Raw genomic sequence first — 14,848 nt, forward strand, 5'->3', positions numbered from 1 at the left:
GAGTTGAAATAAAATTAACGGACTCGTTTAGGTCGGCAGATGGCGGCGAGCAACGTCAATAAGAGGATCACACGTTTTTTCTTGAACGTTCTTTTCATCACGCTTTCCTCCTTATAAAATCGCATTGGCAATCAACAGATCGATTTTTCGAACGTCAACCTTTTTATTGAGATTGATCTTAATCGTTCCGGCCCGGGTGAACAGTTGAACTTCGGAGTTGATGTCAAACATCCCGCCGGCGTTTTCCGTCGAATACATGTTGATTGACTTATAGGGAATCGAGTAGACTTCGACCTTTTTTCCCGTCAGTCCTTGCGCGTCCCGAATGATCAACCGGTGGGTCGTGAAGACGGCGACGTCACGGATCGTCTTGTAGGCGGACAATGCCTGTTCGCCTTGAATCAATAATCCTTGCACGTCATGCGGGATGTCACACTCAGAGACGAAGGTCCACGCGAGTTGACTCAGTGGATTGCTCATCACAAATCGCCTGCTTTCTGTTTTTGATTCTCTTGCTTTGTCTTAGGATATCACACTCCGCCCTTCACCCGGGAGGCGTCATCCCCGATAATGGAAACGAAACAAGACCATTCCGGCGATGAGCGCGACGTGCGTATCGGGTTTGGAAACATCAAACGTCAAAAGATTCCGTTTCCGTTTACTCGTGGCGATCGTTGCGCCTTGCTGCAACACCTCTACGCGCCGCGATAACTTGGATGACCGGATCTGATACTGTTCCGTTCGGTAAGTCATCTGCAACACTTCGCTGAAGGCGGCCGCATGACGGAGCGTATTATCCGTTTTGATTTCACCGACAGTCGCTCCCCCCTCCTCGATCCACCATTCCGTCTGATTGCTCCACAACCGTTGATTCGGTTTCTCGACTAGCTCCAGTTGTTGGTTTGACACGTCGAACACCAAATTCAGAAAAAACCCTTCCACCTTCGGAAAAGCAATGAACCAGCGGTGCCATGGTTTATGGAACGCCCGCCGGTACGTACCGAACGAAACATCCGCCCGATAGATCTGTTTTACCCCTGTCGATAATCGTTCACCGAGGCGTGAAGCGTATCCGGCGTCTAAGCCGCAAAAGGTCCCGTCCCGCTTTTGTTGGATCCGTTCGATCCACCCCGCTCCAGAGGCGGCGGGCAGAAGCAACGATAGACTCGCCCACTCCGTGATGTCGAAGATCCCAAAATACAACCCGCGCGCCGTCAACCCGACGACCCCCAACAAAAATAATCCGATACAATATATCATGTCCTACTTTCCTTTCATGATCATTTCTGATTTCACAACTTCCATTTATATGCTAATTAAACACGATTAAATTGGCAATCATTTTCCTTATCTATTCCGTCGAAAAAGTTTTTTACATCCATTTTTTAGTTGATACAGCAGGGATTTTTGACTGCTTTTCGAATACTAGATAAGAGATACGGTCATCACTATTTTTTACTTTCGTTTGGAGGTTAATTCATGTTATTCCTGTTGCTCGTCAAAGCGTCTCACCGGTCGGAAGCCGATTTACTTCCGGATCTATCGCTCCAAGAGGCGATGGCGGCCTTTAATCAGGAGTTGGTTTCCTGTTGATTGATGTGTCGTCAAAAGAGGAAGCGATCGCCTGGGCCAAACGTATGCCGGATCCGCAAGGTCACGGCGAAGGACAAATCGAATTACGTCAAGTATTTGAATAAAGGAGAATTGATGCATGCTCAGCTACAAAAACAGTACACAAGTCATCCAAGACAGCCAGACGAACATTGCCATTCTTTCGGTCGGTGCGACGGAACAGTTCGGACCGTATTTGCCGATGCATCTTGATACATTGATTGCCGAGCGGTATGCGACCGTTTTCGGCGAACGCTTAAACGCCTATGTTTTGCCGACCCTGCCGTTTAATACCTCCGAAGAACATGCCAATCAAGCGGGAACCGTCACCGTCAGTCCGACGGTGTTATCGGCGATGCTAGAAGAAATCATCGTCAATCTGTTCCGTCAAGGGTTTAATCAATTTGTCCTTTGCAACGGACACGGAGGTGCCTACTGGGAATCGGCGTTCGTCAAACAGATCAACTTCAAGTATCCGGAACTCGTCGATTTAAAACCGATGGGGGGAGACGTTCCGCTGTCGCATTACCCGGTCGCTGATTATGTTTTTTGGGATCAACTGACAACGGACGGCTGTTGGGGTCATTTTGAACCCGGCGTCTATTCACCGGACGAACTGGCAAGAATCGGGGAAACGTTCTGGACGACCTTCATCGACAAGCGGGCGGAACACCTGGAAGACACACTGACAACTGCCGTCCGTCTGAGAAACCTGCCGGTGAGAAAAGAGGAGCCACGATGAAGGAAACGATTCGCACGCAGGACGATATCCTGAACATGCTGGATGCTTTACTGCGGGAACCGACCGCGTTTTGGGATAACTTTTATGAAGACCGGACGAAACGGATTCCCTTTTTCGTCGATAAACCGGATGAGAATCTTGTCGCTTACGTGGAACAAACACAACTTCCGCTGACGCGTGTCCTCGAACTCGGAAGTGGTCCCGGACGCAATGCCTTGTATCTGGCCGAACGTGGAAGTCAGGTCGACGCGATTGACCTTGCTCAGACATCGATTGATTGGGCAAATGAACGGGCAAACGAGCGCCAACTTGATGTCCGGTTCCGGCAAGGAAACTTGTTTGAACTCTCGATTGAAGACGGTGCTTACGACTTCGTCTACGACTCCGGCTGTTTCCATCATATCGCCCCGCACCGGCGACACGATTATATCCGCATCGTCACCGATGCGTTACGACCGGGCGGTTGCTTTGCCTTAACCTGCTTCGTCGAGGGCGGACAGTACGGCGGGTCCGACATGACGGACTGGGACGTTTACCGTCAACGCAGTCTGCAGGGTGGTCTTGGCTTCACGGAAGACAAACTCCGCTCGATTTTCGATACGTTCGACGTCCTGGAAATCCGGTTGATGCAGGAAGCTGCCCCGACCGATCCGGTCTTCGGGCTCTCCGGACTGTGGACAGCGCTTTTCCAAAAGAGATGACTCAATCCAACACAACCGGTGTCCCCTTGCATTCAAAGGAGGCACCGGTTGTGTCGTGTTGAAACTAGATCATCTCATTTCAAGAGCGGAGCAAGACTCAGCTTTAGGATGTCCCGTAAATCGGAGACGATATAATCAGCTTCTGCCAGTTCCGTTTCATTCGAAAAATCAAAACGGCAGCCGATGGCCGGTAATTGATTGGCCCGTGCCGCCATAAAGTCAGAAATCCGGTCTCCGACGACCGTCGCTTGCGTCAACTGATGGTTTGACAAGATGTGCCGTACCAAATCACTTTTCTGTAACGACGCCACGTCTTCGATGCTGTAGACACCGTCTAACCACCGATCCAGTTCATAATACGTAACGATCGCAGCTAAATAGTTGTTCCAGCCGTTGCTTGCGACGTACAAAGGATGGTCCGCTGCTTTTAAAGCCATAAGTGTCGCTTCGGCACCCGGATACAACGCACCGTGCCCTTGTTCAATATGGGTGATCAGCGCACCTTGAAAGATTTGATCAACAACAGTCCGTTCGTCATCCGTATGCGTCGGCAACAGCGTCCGCCAGACTTCCGGCAACGGTACTCCCATGATCGATTGATATTTCGCAAGCGGGGTCTCTCCGCTCCAGCGTCCCTGCTCACGCAAGAACGTGAACGCGTCGTCCAAGGCATAGCCAAGAATACGATTCGTTTGAAATAACGTCCCGTCCATATCAAATATGTACGCCTGTTTCATGTTTCCAACCTCCTTGATGGTTCAGATCATTCAGATCACGAATCGCCCAGTAAGGCATGATGCGCATAAGCAAGCGTACCGGGCACAAGATCCAAAAACAAATCATCCCAGTAAATCCCGTTCGCATCCCGTCCGTGACGAAGACAAATATCGACATATGTTTGAACGATTTTTCCGTGTTCATCAAACATCGTCGTGACGACATGTTTTTTTCCGCTCGGAAACTGTTGCAGCCAGGAATAGCCGTCGCCAACAAGCTGAATCACCTGTTCTGAATACCGAACATGCAACGGGTGCGTCACCTGAATCATATCAAGCCGTGTTACATACCCGGTGAATGATTCCGTCTCCATGTACAGCTCCCGGTAATTTCGTTCAATCATCCGCTTCCATGACGAGCGCGCTGCGTATTTCCGTTTCAGCACGTTGAACCACCTCTTTTTTTCATCATAGCATTTGGAAACGGATGGATTCTATTACATTTTGTAAAAAAATCCCTCTTTTTTCTGGACGCCCTTCTTTTCATCACGGTACAATGACACACATAGACGGACTTACATGGGAGGCGTTGTTATGTCATATTCACCCCGGCTCGCACTCATTACCGGTGCGAGCCATCCCGATGATATCGGCACGGCGGTTTGCCGAAAGCTCGCGGCTCAAGGGATGACGATTTGTTTTACATACTGGAAAGCCGATCCTTCCTGGATCAAGACGTTTCAAGCAGAGCTGGCGGCAAACGGTACCCAAAGCGAGGCGTTCGAAATCGACCTGTCGGCACCGGATGCGACAGAACGTGTTTTCACCCATACGCTCTCAACAGTCGGTACGCCGTCCGTGCTGATCAACAATGCCGCTCACTCGACGCAGACCGATCTGGCTTCCTTGGACATTGCAGCACTCGATGCCCACTACTCCGTCAACATCCGGAGCACGCTGCTGTTATCGGTCCTGTTTGCCCGTCAGTTCGAGCAAGCCGGTTTACAGAATGGTCGCATCGTCAATATGACGTCCGGACAGGATCTCGGTCCGATGCCGGATGAACTCGCGTATGCAGCGACAAAAGGGGCGATTTCAGCGTTTACGACTTCGTTTTCGCTCGCTGTCGCGCCGCTTGGGATTACCGTCAACGCGCTCAATCCCGGACCAACCGATTCGACGTGGATGACGGATGACGTCCGGACGCAGCTCCAATCGCAGTTTCCGTTCGGACGGATCGGTACACCGAGTGATGCCGCGCGGACCATTGCCTTCCTCGTCAGTGAAGACGCCGCCTGGATCACAGGACAGATCATTCATGCAGAGGGTGGATTCATCCGGTAATGGAGGAGCGACCGAACATGAGTATTCAACAACTTACCGATGTCCTGTCACCACATACGATCCACCTCAATCCAGCTGAATGATTGGGACGTGATCGCGAACAAGGATGCTGTTCCGTCCTGTGCAAATACTGGTTACATCAAAGCCAATCTTACAGATCTTGAAGGAGGTCTCCACATGGGGTATATCTCAGAATTACGCAAGACCATCGGGAGTCGTCCGATCATCAGCGTCGGTGCGACGGTCCTCGTAACGAACGATCAACAGGAAGTCTTGTTCCAACACCGGTCCGATACACACGACTGGGGACTGCCGGGCGGATCGATGGAACTCGGCGAAACACTCGAAGAAGTCGCCATCCGTGAACTGCAGGAGGAGACTGGTCTACAGACGACTCAACTGGAACTGATCGGCGTCTTTTCCGGTCCCCGCTTTTACTTCCAGTATCCGAACGGGGATGAAACATACAGCGTCATTCATCTCTATCATGCAAAAGACGTCACGGGGACGCTTGCGATGCTCGACGGGGAAAGTCTGAATCTGAGCTACTTCAGCCAAGCGACACTTCCCGAGGCAATCGAACGCCGGGCCAACGAGTTGCTTAAACAACTGGGAGACCGGTTATGGAATTTGGATAGTTCCTTTTCGCCTCTGTCCCTGAAATGACCACAAAAAGATCAATTTAAAAAAGACTTACAACCGGTCAGGGACCAGATGTAAGTCTTTTTTATGTTTCCTATTTCTTCAGAAAACGAATCTGGACACTTGCGGGAGCAAACAGCGATTGAATGTCCTCAAAATCGGTGATTTTTCCGATTCGTGTATATTCAGCCACCGGTTCGACCGCTTCATAAAAAATTACGAAACATCTCATCGATAAAGGTATTCTCGATTTTGGTCTCGTAGTTGAAGCGTTTGACGTCCGGGACTCGATTTCAATGCAAGCCGCATCGTCGGAACTTATAACTTACTGTTTAATGCGTCACTTTTGGTCAAAGAAGGACTTGGTCACGCTTTATGCCTGGAGCACATCATCAATACAACAGGCAGTGAACTGATTTTTGTGCCACTCCTGCCGAACGTCACCTCAAACACGTTTTTGATTTGGAAAAAAGAAGCCTTCCTGTCACGTCCGGCGAAAAAATTATTGGAGTGGATAAACGATCAACCCCAATAAAAAAGGGGACCGATGCATGAGTCGCCCCATCAATCGGTCCACCTTTCAGCAATTTGCTGGAGTGTGTTTTTAGTTTTTGGGTTCTCGTCCCGTCTGTTGACGGATTCATGAGAACGTCTTTTGATCCAGGAAGCACGGGTAGTTCGCTCCCGCCAACGGATAGACAAAGATGATTTCCCCGTTGGCTTCATCGATTTGTTGTGTATTCTGAAAGCCATTTTTTTCATAAAACAAACACGCAGACCTGTTCTTTGGATGAACACTGAGAACAATCTCATCCACATCATACTGTTTGGTAATGTACTGAATCGCTTGTTTCAGGAAAAGCTTGCCGTATCCTTTTCCTTGAAAGCGCCATTCCACCATAAAACGATCTAACCAAATATACCGTTCCTGTTCGTTCGCCGCTCCAATCATCATAAATCCGATTGGACGATCCGCTTCACATAAGGCCAGACACGACCATTCGTGTACGAGATCTTGCCTGGCTTCTTGTAGGGACTGTTGATTGGTCTCGATAAAATCACGTTGAGTCGGAGCAACTTCCAATGCCAGAACCGCTTGTCGATTGCCGGCGTTGATCGGCTGAATACTAAGTGTCTTGATCACATCCGCCCCCTCTTTCTTTCCCGATTAAGAAAAACCGGTACTGATTCTGCCTGACGTGTACAGGCGAGGAGATCGCTTCACTTTCCCTTCCGCACAACACGTGTACCGGCAAATTCATCCTCCGGTAACACCGATCCGTCCTGCAGATAGATTTTACGGTTTTTCCATGTTTTGATCGGGGCAATCGTTTCCCGGTAAGCAATCCGTTTCGCAATCTGTTTGACAGCGAGCGGTTGTCCGTTATCGCTGACGAGTTGAATCTGAAACAGTCGTTGCCCGATGGTTTGCCGGCTTCCTGTCGCGAGTTGTGTCGTCTCGATCAGGAAATTGACGGCCGGTTCCGTAATCAGTGAATGAACCGCCTTATTTTTGACGCGTTTCAACACGGTTTCCTCGAGCACACCGGCAACCACTCCTTGGACAAGTAAATCAACGATTCCTGCCCCGATCCGACGTTTTAATAATCCGTCCATCCTCAGTTCCTCCTTTTTTCACTTCAACTGGTAGAGCTGTTTGTATTTTCTTCGTGCCACAACCAAAAAAACCTTCTTTGAGACGGATGACTCCGATCAAAAAAGGGTAACTCGTCACGCATACAGCAGGACGATACTGCTCAAACCGAACAGACAACCCGTGTACAGGACAGCTGCCATTCGTTTACTGGATCCCGGGATGTCCCGACGGACGAACAGCCGCCCGTACTTCACGGTCAAAACGAGTCCGATGATGAGTGCCGCAAGCGCGATGTTCGACATATCAAGCACGATCAAAAACCAATACAACATTTTTCCCACCCTCTTCAGTCGATTTTTTATATGGGTTCCTTGTCAGTCCAGCCACGCGGTGTTCCTAGAGGCAACAAACAAATCCTCTCTCATTCCGTTGTACCGTGGATTTTATCCGTCTTTGCTCATTCAACTTTCCGCTTTGATCATTTGATCGTTGACCATTGTTCGTTATCCGTTGAGCTGTCAGCGTTGAACTTTCACTTGAGGTTCCATTCAGAACCGCTGTGAGGTGCATCGCGCCGACGTTTTGTTATCGCACAAAACAAGCGTGTTTGGTCGCAGGATCATCGGACAAACAAGGAATTTTTTCATCAGGCGAAGATTTTCGTGACTGTATTACTTTCTGAGAGTGTGAAATCGACTTCCGCCTCAAACGTGTCAATCGTCTCGTCGAGCTCAGCGATTACTTGACGTAACTGTGACGGATCAATCAAGTTTGGTTCCAAGCGTTCAAGGAACAAACGCCGTGACTTTTCGATTTCCTCGGCATTGCCCTTCTCGCGTGAACCATACGTCGCCTCGATATGGCTGTCAGCCCGACGCGTGATATCTTGACGTTCTTCCTCGATCGTCTGCTCGACCTGCCGGAGTTGCGTCTGTAATGTCTGCAACAATTGACGGTCATAGACCAGACCGGCATCCCGTCGGTCGATGGCTTCGGCGACGGTCATCTCGCGCCCGGCAATCCGGACGACCGTTACAGCGTTCGACGCCGTGATGGCCGACTTGATCCGGTTCCGTCGTTCCATCAAGTCCCGAATCGACTGGAGATTGGCTTTGGCTTCTTCGGCAAATGTCACGACCGACGGATAACCTGCCGGAGCCTGACTGCCGGTATGAACACCGATGAATGGTTTTGTCTGTGCTTTTTGAATTCGTTTGTCTAAATTTTTTAATTCCACTAATCCACGATGAATCGACATTTCGATGCGTTCGATGTCTGCCACTTCCTCTTCTTGTTCAGTCTTTTGTCTAGAATAGCATATCCTGATTGGTAAACAGGTTACTTTCCAAAAGTACACACCTTACAAAATTGTCATATTTTTGGTCATCAAGACGTCGCGCTTGTCGAGGCGTCAAAAGCTATTCCCGTTCCGGACGGGATTTCGGCTAAACTTGCCGTACTGAACATCTTGTCGTGTGACGCCGCGAAGGGCGTACGGAAATTAGCACCCCTGCCGACAGATTCTGTACTCGTGACCGGGATGGGGGTCATGGGGTTATTAACTGTTTTTTATCTCCGCTACTATTATCAGGTCGAACGCATTATTGTTTCTGAACCGGATCCCGTCCGGGCAGCCCTCGCTTTACGACTTGGCGCGACGGCTTTGTTTCAGCCCGACGATCCACTTTCCAACACGTTTACGCATGCATTCGAATGCTCGGCCCGTCAGGACGCTCTTGCTCTGTTACAAGAGGCATTGGTTCCTCACGGCCAGCTCTGTATCTTGTCGGACGGGAATCACGAGATGTTATCGTTGACGTCGGCTTTTTACGAAAAGGAATTGCGGATTGTCGGCTCGAGTGACGGGTGGGATTACCGCACTCATGCTGCGTGGTTTTTTGAGACGGCACCGCACGTTCCGCAGCTCGAGCAACTGTATGAACAAACGGTCGCTTCCCGCGATCTAGTCGCATGTTTCGAGCGCTTGCTGACATACGCGCATCCGTTAAAAGTCTTCGTCACCTATCCACTCGTTGATTAACGCTGCACCCGACTCACCGTCCGCACTTCCAAACCGTTTGGATCCTGCTCGTGTCTTGCATGCTCACCGGAAAACGTCACGTCAACCAAACGTGTCTGCTCGGCTGCTGACGTCGTGATTTCCGGAACCGGTCGCTCGAGTAACTGGTGTAACATCGCTGCAAGATCCGGTTTGGATGTTGCAATCTCGAGCTGCAGAAGTTGATCCCCCGATCGTGATTCAATCGCATCCAGATGCGTCTGCAATTCAATCCGAAAGCCGTAAGGCGTCTGAATAAACGTTCGGCGTTCGTTCGCCTGGACCGTCCACCCCAACGTTTCCGCCCGTTGAAGTGTCGCCAGCCGCTCGGCTTTTGTCATCCAAAAGCCGATGTGGTCGAAGGTGACTTTTTTTCCGTACCCAAACGTAATGTTGATTGCTCCCCGTTTCATCTCAATGATCCGAAACAGAATCTTTTCATGCCTGAAATCGTCCCAGTCAAGTGGCGGGTCAAACGACATGAACGTTCCGTCCTGTTTTCCAATTCGTTGCGTCACGCGAAAACCAAGCTTTTGATAAAACCGTTCCGTCTCTTCGACGAACGGCGTCCACAGATGGTAATGAAATAACATTGACTTCTCTCCTTATCGTGTCAGGTCGTCGAGTGTCGTCACTTCGACCAGACCGCTGTCTGTTAATAATTGCTGTAGTAGATGCACATGGGCCAATCCGTAAATCACGACAATCCGTTCGTCCGATGATTCGACGAGTGCGAGGATGTTTTTAAAAATCATCAGATTCCGGAAATACCAATACCGGGCAACCCAATGCATGCCCGTCTCCCCGAGTCGAGCGAGTTCCAAATAGGTCTGATGCATACCCCGTGTCGTGTCTGGTTGATTGATTTTCTGAAAGAAGGTCAAAAAATCGAGCCGCATGATGTCCTGATTCAGTTGTTTCATTCGCACGGTTTCCTGCGAGATGATCTGATGAAATCCAACCGGTTCTTCCTGTTCGAGTTGACTGAGGTTTGGCACTCCCTCGATTGACTGATTCCAATCGACGCCGTTTACCTGAGGCAACTTCGCTTGACAGGCCAACCGGAATCCGATTTGATGTTGCTCATCGGCTGTCAGTTCAAAAGCTCCTTTTTGATAGGCGGCATAGTCTTGATTGAGTTGTGCTTGTCGGTCCGCTGTCGTCTCGAGCGCCACTTTCGTTGGTCGAAACGTCAACATTACGTCGATCAGTATCTGGATTTGCTGTTGACGCTCTGCATCCGACACTGCAATCTGCGCCGGATGCAACAGATCACCGTTGTCCGGACGATCTAAGTGCATCGTCCCGACAATCAAAATGCTAGGGCATGGTTTCATGTCTTTTCTCCTATCCCACTAATGATTCCCATTTTACAAGAGATTGTCATCTATTTCCATTGAGCTGGACGAAGGAATCGACAAAAAAAGACCGATCTTCGAAAAGATCCGCCTTTTAGACCATCATTTGTTTAACGAGTAACGTTTTGCCGCTGACTTCGCGCGGAATTTCTTGAACTGCCCGAAGCGACACCTCCATGTCCGCGCCCAGTAAGATTTTCAAAAAAAGTAGAGTTGCTGCTCGTGTTCCGACGAAAACCGTATCCAATCCGGAATGTAACAAACGTGATATCCTATTCAACGCTGTTCGGCAATACTTTAACGAGACTTAACAGCTGGCTTTCCAATACTCTTTGACCGTCTGGTTTTCAGAGGAAATCTGCTTTTTTCGGCATTTTTCTGATTAAGGGGAGTCCGCCATCAATTGCTTGATCAGCAATGTCTTGCCACTGATTTCTTTTGGGATTTCCGGAACTGCTCGCAAAAGGACTTCCATTTGTCCCCCAAACAACCGCTTCAAGACAAAATAAAGCTCTTTTTCATGTTCTTCTTTAAAACAGCGTTCGTCCGGTACATACAGCATGACGACTTCCTTTTCATCTGCTTGGATGTATTGAACACGTTCGATGCAGTTCGGAAAGGCGCGAACGATGCCGGCAAGTTCGCCTTCAAAAATACGATGACCGTCCTTCAATTGGATAAAACTGCGGCCCCTTCCATCAATCGATGCGATGATCGGACCCGCATGGCCGCACTGGCATGTCTCTTCGCTCAGTGTCATCCGGTCGCCAACACGGTAGCGAACGAGAGGAGTCCCGTGCGTATCAAAACTTGTCACAAGAATCTGTCCATCTGCTTCCACTTCAATGATGCCCATTTCGTAATGCAGATGTTTTTTTCCGAAGCGACATTCAGCGACGATCGGTGCCCCTTCGGATGAGGCATATTGATCAAAAATCGGAGCATGAAACACTTCTTCAATCAATTTTCGTTCTTCGGCCGTCATCATCTCTGCCGTCGGAAAAATTGCTTTTGGTCGGAACGTGCAGGGGATGCCATATTTTTTCGCATGCCGGGCGACTTCAATCATACCGGACGGTAATCCATCAATCGATTCTGGGTCAAACCGGTTCAATTGTTCGATGTAAGAAGCGACCGTCTGCGGATTGATGTTTTTGATCGTAAACAGCATTTGATTGATCGTTTTGTTCATCCGCCAATAGACCGGTGATTTTTGATTCGTTGCCGCAAGCACTTGACCGGTAAAGCTGGCCCGGCGCATCCCGCGCTCAATGCCATGCGTCCATTTGAAGTAATCCAGGTGCGCCATCCGGACTTGCATGTCGTCTTTTGTGTAATGGACTTGAATCGACTTTCCGGTCGTCCCTCCCGTTTTCCCGAGAATCGGTGCCCGGACTTTGGCGTGGATATCTGCATTGCGTGTCCGTAACAGTTCTTTGCTTAATACAGGAATTTGCTTCAACTCTTCAAGTTGTTGAAATGGTAAGGAAATCCGCGCTCCGTCGAAAAGTTCTTTATAATAAGTGCTGTAGTCGTAACAAAACGTCAGAAATTGATTCAGACGGTTCAATTGTTCTTTTTCAGCGTTGACGCGAAATTGTTCTTTCTCCTTTAATTCTTGAAAACGTTTTTGATACACGCTCCCATATCGTTCTTGGTACAAAACGCGCCCATATATCGTCGTCAAGATGTTTTGAATGAAAATCGGCGAATGAAAATAAATTGATTGTTTGAGTTGCATACGTTCACTCCTCTCCCGTCTCATCGTAGATTTCAGACGATAGTCGTCATACTTTTCCTGTTACTTACATCTTATTTCCAGTTGGATTTCCGTTCAATCAAATCTTAATAAACAAGCTTAGCTTTTATTCGGATACCGTTTTATGATAATAAACTGGTGTCACAAACATCTTTTAGCGTTTCTTCTTTTGTTTTGGTAAATCGTATGAGACTCACAAAAAAAGAAGTAGAATCATCAACGATTCCACTTCTTTTACGGTCAGCTATGGGATTAGTTTTGTTACCGGTGGACGATACCTTCATCCGCGCCGAATGATCTGATTTGAATGGCCCCTAACGCAAGTTCCAAGTCTTTCGGATTCAACTGGTCGATCACCTCGATGACGGTCAAGGTCGTGCGACCATTATACAACTGAACCAGCAATTGACGTTCGACTTCGACAATCCGGTTATCAATCGGTTCCGCTAGCAACTCTTGATAAAAAAATTCACCCGTCTCCGGAAAAAAATAATCACTGAACAGTTGCAACAATTGTAAGTTACCCGTTGCCAAAAACAAGATCGACTGAAACGAATGGTTTGACCGATTCCTCGCATTTAACCGTCTCAAAATCATGTGATAGCGTTTATAGTGGTGTTCATCTAAGAAACAGACTGCATTCATCTTCGTCCCTCTCCCTAAACTAAAAGTAAATGTGCAGAGTATACTGCTGCTGAATCCTTGATTGTGTTCCCTGTTTTTTCTTTTCCCTGTTTTTAACGACTGAAGCCTTATTTTTTGAAAACACTTGTTTGGATTACGAAGCGGTCGATTCGGGTAAATTGCTCAAGTAGTGCTAATCAAGGAGGAAATCAAATGACACAACCACGCAAACGACTGGCGCTCGCCGGTGCAACAGGATATATCGGACATAATTTATTAAATGAATTAAAGAAAAAATATGATGTCATTGCGCTGTCCCGTAACGGCGACGACAAAGATGATGAGGCGAACGTCGAATGGCGGTCATGCGATCTCTTTTCACTCAACGATACGATTGACGGATTACAGGGCGCAGACATCGCCATCTATTTGGTCCATTCGATGATGCCGTCCGCCAAGCTGACGCAAGGTTCTTTCGAAGACATGGATTTGATTTTGGCTGACAATTACGCCCGTGCCGCCAAAGAAAACGGTATTCAGCAAATCGTCTACTTAAGCGGAATCATTCCCGAAGAAACAGAAGATTTGTCGCGCCACCTGAAAAGCCGTCTGGAAGTCGAGCGGGTGCTTGGAGCTTACGGAACACCGGTGACGACGATTCGCGCCGCTTTGATCGTCGGACCAAAGGGTTCTTCCTTCCCGATTCTATCTAAGCTCGTCAAACGCTTGCCTGTGATGTTACTTCCGGAATGGACGCGCAATCAAACGCACCCGGTCGCCCTGCCTGACGTAATCCATGCTTTAGGCGCAAGCGTAGGACGGAATGACCTGAAAGATCGAGCCATCGACATCGGTGGTCCCGAATCGATGACTTATAAAGAAATGATCTTAAAAACGGCTGAAGTGATCGGCAAAAAACAACCGACCTTTGATTTACCGTTCATGACGGTCAACCTGTCGCGGCTTTGGGTCACCTTAGTTTCCGGTGAACCGAAAGAGACGGTTTATCCACTCGTTGAAAGTATGGTACATGAAATGGTCGCCGATCCCGAAAAGATGGTCGACGGAATCAGTAACGGGAAAATTTCTTTTGAAGAGTCGGTTCGGATGGCACTCGAAGAAGAACAAGAAGAGAAGCAACAGAAAAAAGGCTCGTCGGGTTCATCGAAGAAGCCCGAATCGCTGGATGTCCGGTCCGTCCAACGGGTTCGTCTTCCGGAAGGCCGGGATGCGAACTGGGCAGCCGATGATTATGTCGACTGGTTGTCGTCTTTCGCCAAACCATTTCTGACGTCACACCTGGCGGACGAAACGCTTGTCCAGATTCAAGTTCCCTTCTTGGATCAACCCTTGCTGGAGTTGACGAAGGAACCGTTCCAAGATGCCCAACAAGCGACGTACCGCATTACAGGCGGACTATTCGCCCAAGTACAAGAAGGCAGCAAAGGCCGGATCGAGTTCCGTCAAATCCCGGGTTCCCAAGAATGTCTCATTGCCATCCATGAATATGTGCCCGCTTTACCGTGGATGCTGTATAAAACGACGCAAGCCAATATCCATTTACTTGTGATGTATCTGTTTAAATTACACCTGCTCCGACTTATGCAAACGACTGAAGAACGTCCGGATGAATCCGAAATGATTGTTCCTGAACCCAATTAATCATTACTTTCGACCAACATGACTGGAGTCCTC

Annotated in this window: 20 protein-coding genes and 1 pseudogene; 8 read left to right on the forward strand and 13 right to left on the reverse strand. The window is 48.7% G+C overall.

Annotated elements, in window-relative coordinates:
- Positions 1–111: 111 nt before the first annotated feature.
- Both ACHA8N_RS06330 and ACHA8N_RS06335 read right to left on the reverse strand, forming a co-directional pair.
- Positions 112–480 carry a PH domain-containing protein gene (locus ACHA8N_RS06330; protein ID WP_026832836.1) on the reverse strand — a complete coding sequence of 123 codons (369 nt, stop codon included), beginning with the start codon at positions 478–480 and terminating at the stop codon, positions 112–114.
- Between the two features lie 78 nt (positions 481–558).
- On the reverse strand, positions 559–1,260 hold the full coding sequence (locus ACHA8N_RS06335; RefSeq protein ID WP_393965125.1) for a hypothetical protein: 702 nt from the start codon (positions 1,258–1,260) through the stop codon (positions 559–561).
- 320 nt (positions 1,261–1,580) lie between these two features.
- Between ACHA8N_RS06335 and ACHA8N_RS06340 the strand changes: the two are divergent.
- From ACHA8N_RS06340 to ACHA8N_RS06350, 3 genes and pseudogenes are all read left to right on the forward strand, one after another.
- Positions 1,581–1,697: pseudogene (locus ACHA8N_RS06340) on the forward strand (YciI family protein); the annotation flags it as partial.
- Positions 1,698–1,711: 14 nt separating this feature from the next.
- On the forward strand, positions 1,712–2,353 hold the full coding sequence (locus ACHA8N_RS06345; RefSeq protein ID WP_393965126.1) for a creatininase family protein: 642 nt from the start codon (positions 1,712–1,714) through the stop codon (positions 2,351–2,353).
- Positions 2,350–3,054 (forward strand): class I SAM-dependent methyltransferase, encoded by a 705-nt coding sequence (locus ACHA8N_RS06350; RefSeq protein ID WP_393965127.1) that lies wholly within the window; start codon positions 2,350–2,352, stop codon positions 3,052–3,054. The genes ACHA8N_RS06345 and ACHA8N_RS06350 overlap by 4 nt, the downstream gene beginning before the upstream one ends.
- 74 nt (positions 3,055–3,128) lie before the next feature.
- On the opposite strand, the gene ACHA8N_RS06355 is transcribed toward ACHA8N_RS06350, so the two are convergent.
- Together ACHA8N_RS06355 and ACHA8N_RS06360 are read right to left on the reverse strand one after the other, a co-directional pair.
- Positions 3,129–3,791, reverse strand: coding sequence for an HAD hydrolase-like protein (locus tag ACHA8N_RS06355; RefSeq protein WP_393965128.1), 663 nt, complete (start codon positions 3,789–3,791; stop codon positions 3,129–3,131).
- Between the two features lie 35 nt (positions 3,792–3,826).
- Positions 3,827–4,216 carry a DUF402 domain-containing protein gene (locus tag ACHA8N_RS06360; protein WP_393965129.1) on the reverse strand — a complete coding sequence of 130 codons (390 nt, stop codon included), beginning with the start codon at positions 4,214–4,216 and terminating at the stop codon, positions 3,827–3,829.
- A gap of 148 nt (positions 4,217–4,364) precedes the next feature.
- On the opposite strand from ACHA8N_RS06360, the gene ACHA8N_RS06365 reads away from it, so the two are divergent.
- Positions 4,365–5,114, forward strand: a complete 750-nt coding sequence (locus ACHA8N_RS06365; RefSeq protein ID WP_393965130.1) for an SDR family oxidoreductase — start codon at positions 4,365–4,367, stop codon at positions 5,112–5,114.
- Between the two features lie 177 nt (positions 5,115–5,291).
- A complete protein-coding gene (locus tag ACHA8N_RS06370; protein WP_393965131.1) occupies positions 5,292–5,780 on the forward strand; it encodes an NUDIX hydrolase in 489 nt (162 codons plus the stop codon).
- 70 nt (positions 5,781–5,850) lie between these two features.
- Here the strand turns inward: ACHA8N_RS06370 and ACHA8N_RS06375 are convergent, their stop codons facing one another.
- A complete protein-coding gene (locus ACHA8N_RS06375) occupies positions 5,851–5,988 on the reverse strand; it encodes a hypothetical protein (RefSeq protein ID WP_393965132.1) in 138 nt (45 codons plus the stop codon).
- A gap of 114 nt (positions 5,989–6,102) precedes the next feature.
- On the opposite strand from ACHA8N_RS06375, the gene ACHA8N_RS06380 reads away from it, so the two are divergent.
- On the forward strand, positions 6,103–6,291 hold the full coding sequence (locus ACHA8N_RS06380) for a type 2 periplasmic-binding domain-containing protein (protein ID WP_393965133.1): 189 nt from the start codon (positions 6,103–6,105) through the stop codon (positions 6,289–6,291).
- Positions 6,292–6,396: 105 nt separating this feature from the next.
- Here the strand turns inward: ACHA8N_RS06380 and ACHA8N_RS06385 are convergent, their stop codons facing one another.
- From ACHA8N_RS06385 to ACHA8N_RS06400, 4 genes are all read right to left on the reverse strand, one after another.
- Positions 6,397–6,900: a GNAT family N-acetyltransferase gene (locus ACHA8N_RS06385; RefSeq protein WP_393965134.1), complete on the reverse strand. Its 504-nt coding sequence runs from the start codon at positions 6,898–6,900 to the stop codon at positions 6,397–6,399.
- A 77-nt stretch (positions 6,901–6,977) separates the two neighbouring features.
- Positions 6,978–7,373: an RDD family protein gene (locus ACHA8N_RS06390; RefSeq protein ID WP_393965135.1), complete on the reverse strand. Its 396-nt coding sequence runs from the start codon at positions 7,371–7,373 to the stop codon at positions 6,978–6,980.
- A gap of 114 nt (positions 7,374–7,487) precedes the next feature.
- Positions 7,488–7,685 carry a hypothetical protein gene (locus ACHA8N_RS06395; protein WP_147511045.1) on the reverse strand — a complete coding sequence of 66 codons (198 nt, stop codon included), beginning with the start codon at positions 7,683–7,685 and terminating at the stop codon, positions 7,488–7,490.
- Positions 7,686–7,999: 314 nt separating this feature from the next.
- Positions 8,000–8,635, reverse strand: coding sequence for a hypothetical protein (locus ACHA8N_RS06400; RefSeq protein ID WP_233550653.1), 636 nt, complete (start codon positions 8,633–8,635; stop codon positions 8,000–8,002).
- A gap of 186 nt (positions 8,636–8,821) precedes the next feature.
- Here ACHA8N_RS06400 and ACHA8N_RS06405 point away from each other — a divergent pair, with 186 nt between their 5' ends.
- Entirely contained in the window at positions 8,822–9,394 is a 573-nt protein-coding gene (locus tag ACHA8N_RS06405) for an MDR/zinc-dependent alcohol dehydrogenase-like family protein (protein ID WP_393965136.1), read from the forward strand.
- On the opposite strand, the gene ACHA8N_RS06410 is transcribed toward ACHA8N_RS06405, so the two are convergent.
- The 4 genes from ACHA8N_RS06410 to ACHA8N_RS06425 form a co-directional block, all read right to left on the reverse strand.
- The gene (locus tag ACHA8N_RS06410) at positions 9,391–10,005 is read right to left on the reverse strand and encodes a VOC family protein (protein ID WP_393965137.1); all 615 of its coding nucleotides are present in this window, start codon (positions 10,003–10,005) and stop codon (positions 9,391–9,393) included. The genes ACHA8N_RS06405 and ACHA8N_RS06410 overlap by 4 nt on opposite strands.
- Positions 10,006–10,017: 12 nt before the next feature.
- Positions 10,018–10,749, reverse strand: a complete 732-nt coding sequence (locus ACHA8N_RS06415) for a DUF5694 domain-containing protein (protein ID WP_393965138.1) — start codon at positions 10,747–10,749, stop codon at positions 10,018–10,020.
- Between the two features lie 403 nt (positions 10,750–11,152).
- Positions 11,153–12,511: a phenylacetate--CoA ligase family protein gene (locus ACHA8N_RS06420; protein WP_393965139.1), complete on the reverse strand. Its 1,359-nt coding sequence runs from the start codon at positions 12,509–12,511 to the stop codon at positions 11,153–11,155.
- Positions 12,512–12,790: 279 nt separating this feature from the next.
- Entirely contained in the window at positions 12,791–13,174 is a 384-nt protein-coding gene (locus ACHA8N_RS06425) for a hypothetical protein (protein ID WP_393965140.1), read from the reverse strand.
- A 192-nt stretch (positions 13,175–13,366) separates the two neighbouring features.
- Here ACHA8N_RS06425 and ACHA8N_RS06430 point away from each other — a divergent pair, with 192 nt between their 5' ends.
- On the forward strand, positions 13,367–14,815 hold the full coding sequence (locus ACHA8N_RS06430; protein WP_393965141.1) for an NAD(P)H-binding protein: 1,449 nt from the start codon (positions 13,367–13,369) through the stop codon (positions 14,813–14,815).
- Positions 14,816–14,848: the final 33 nt, after the last annotated feature.

Origin of the sequence: Exiguobacterium sp. S22-S28 (assembly GCF_043359615.1) — a bacterium.
Classification (GTDB): domain Bacteria; phylum Bacillota; class Bacilli; order Exiguobacteriales; family Exiguobacteriaceae; genus Exiguobacterium_A.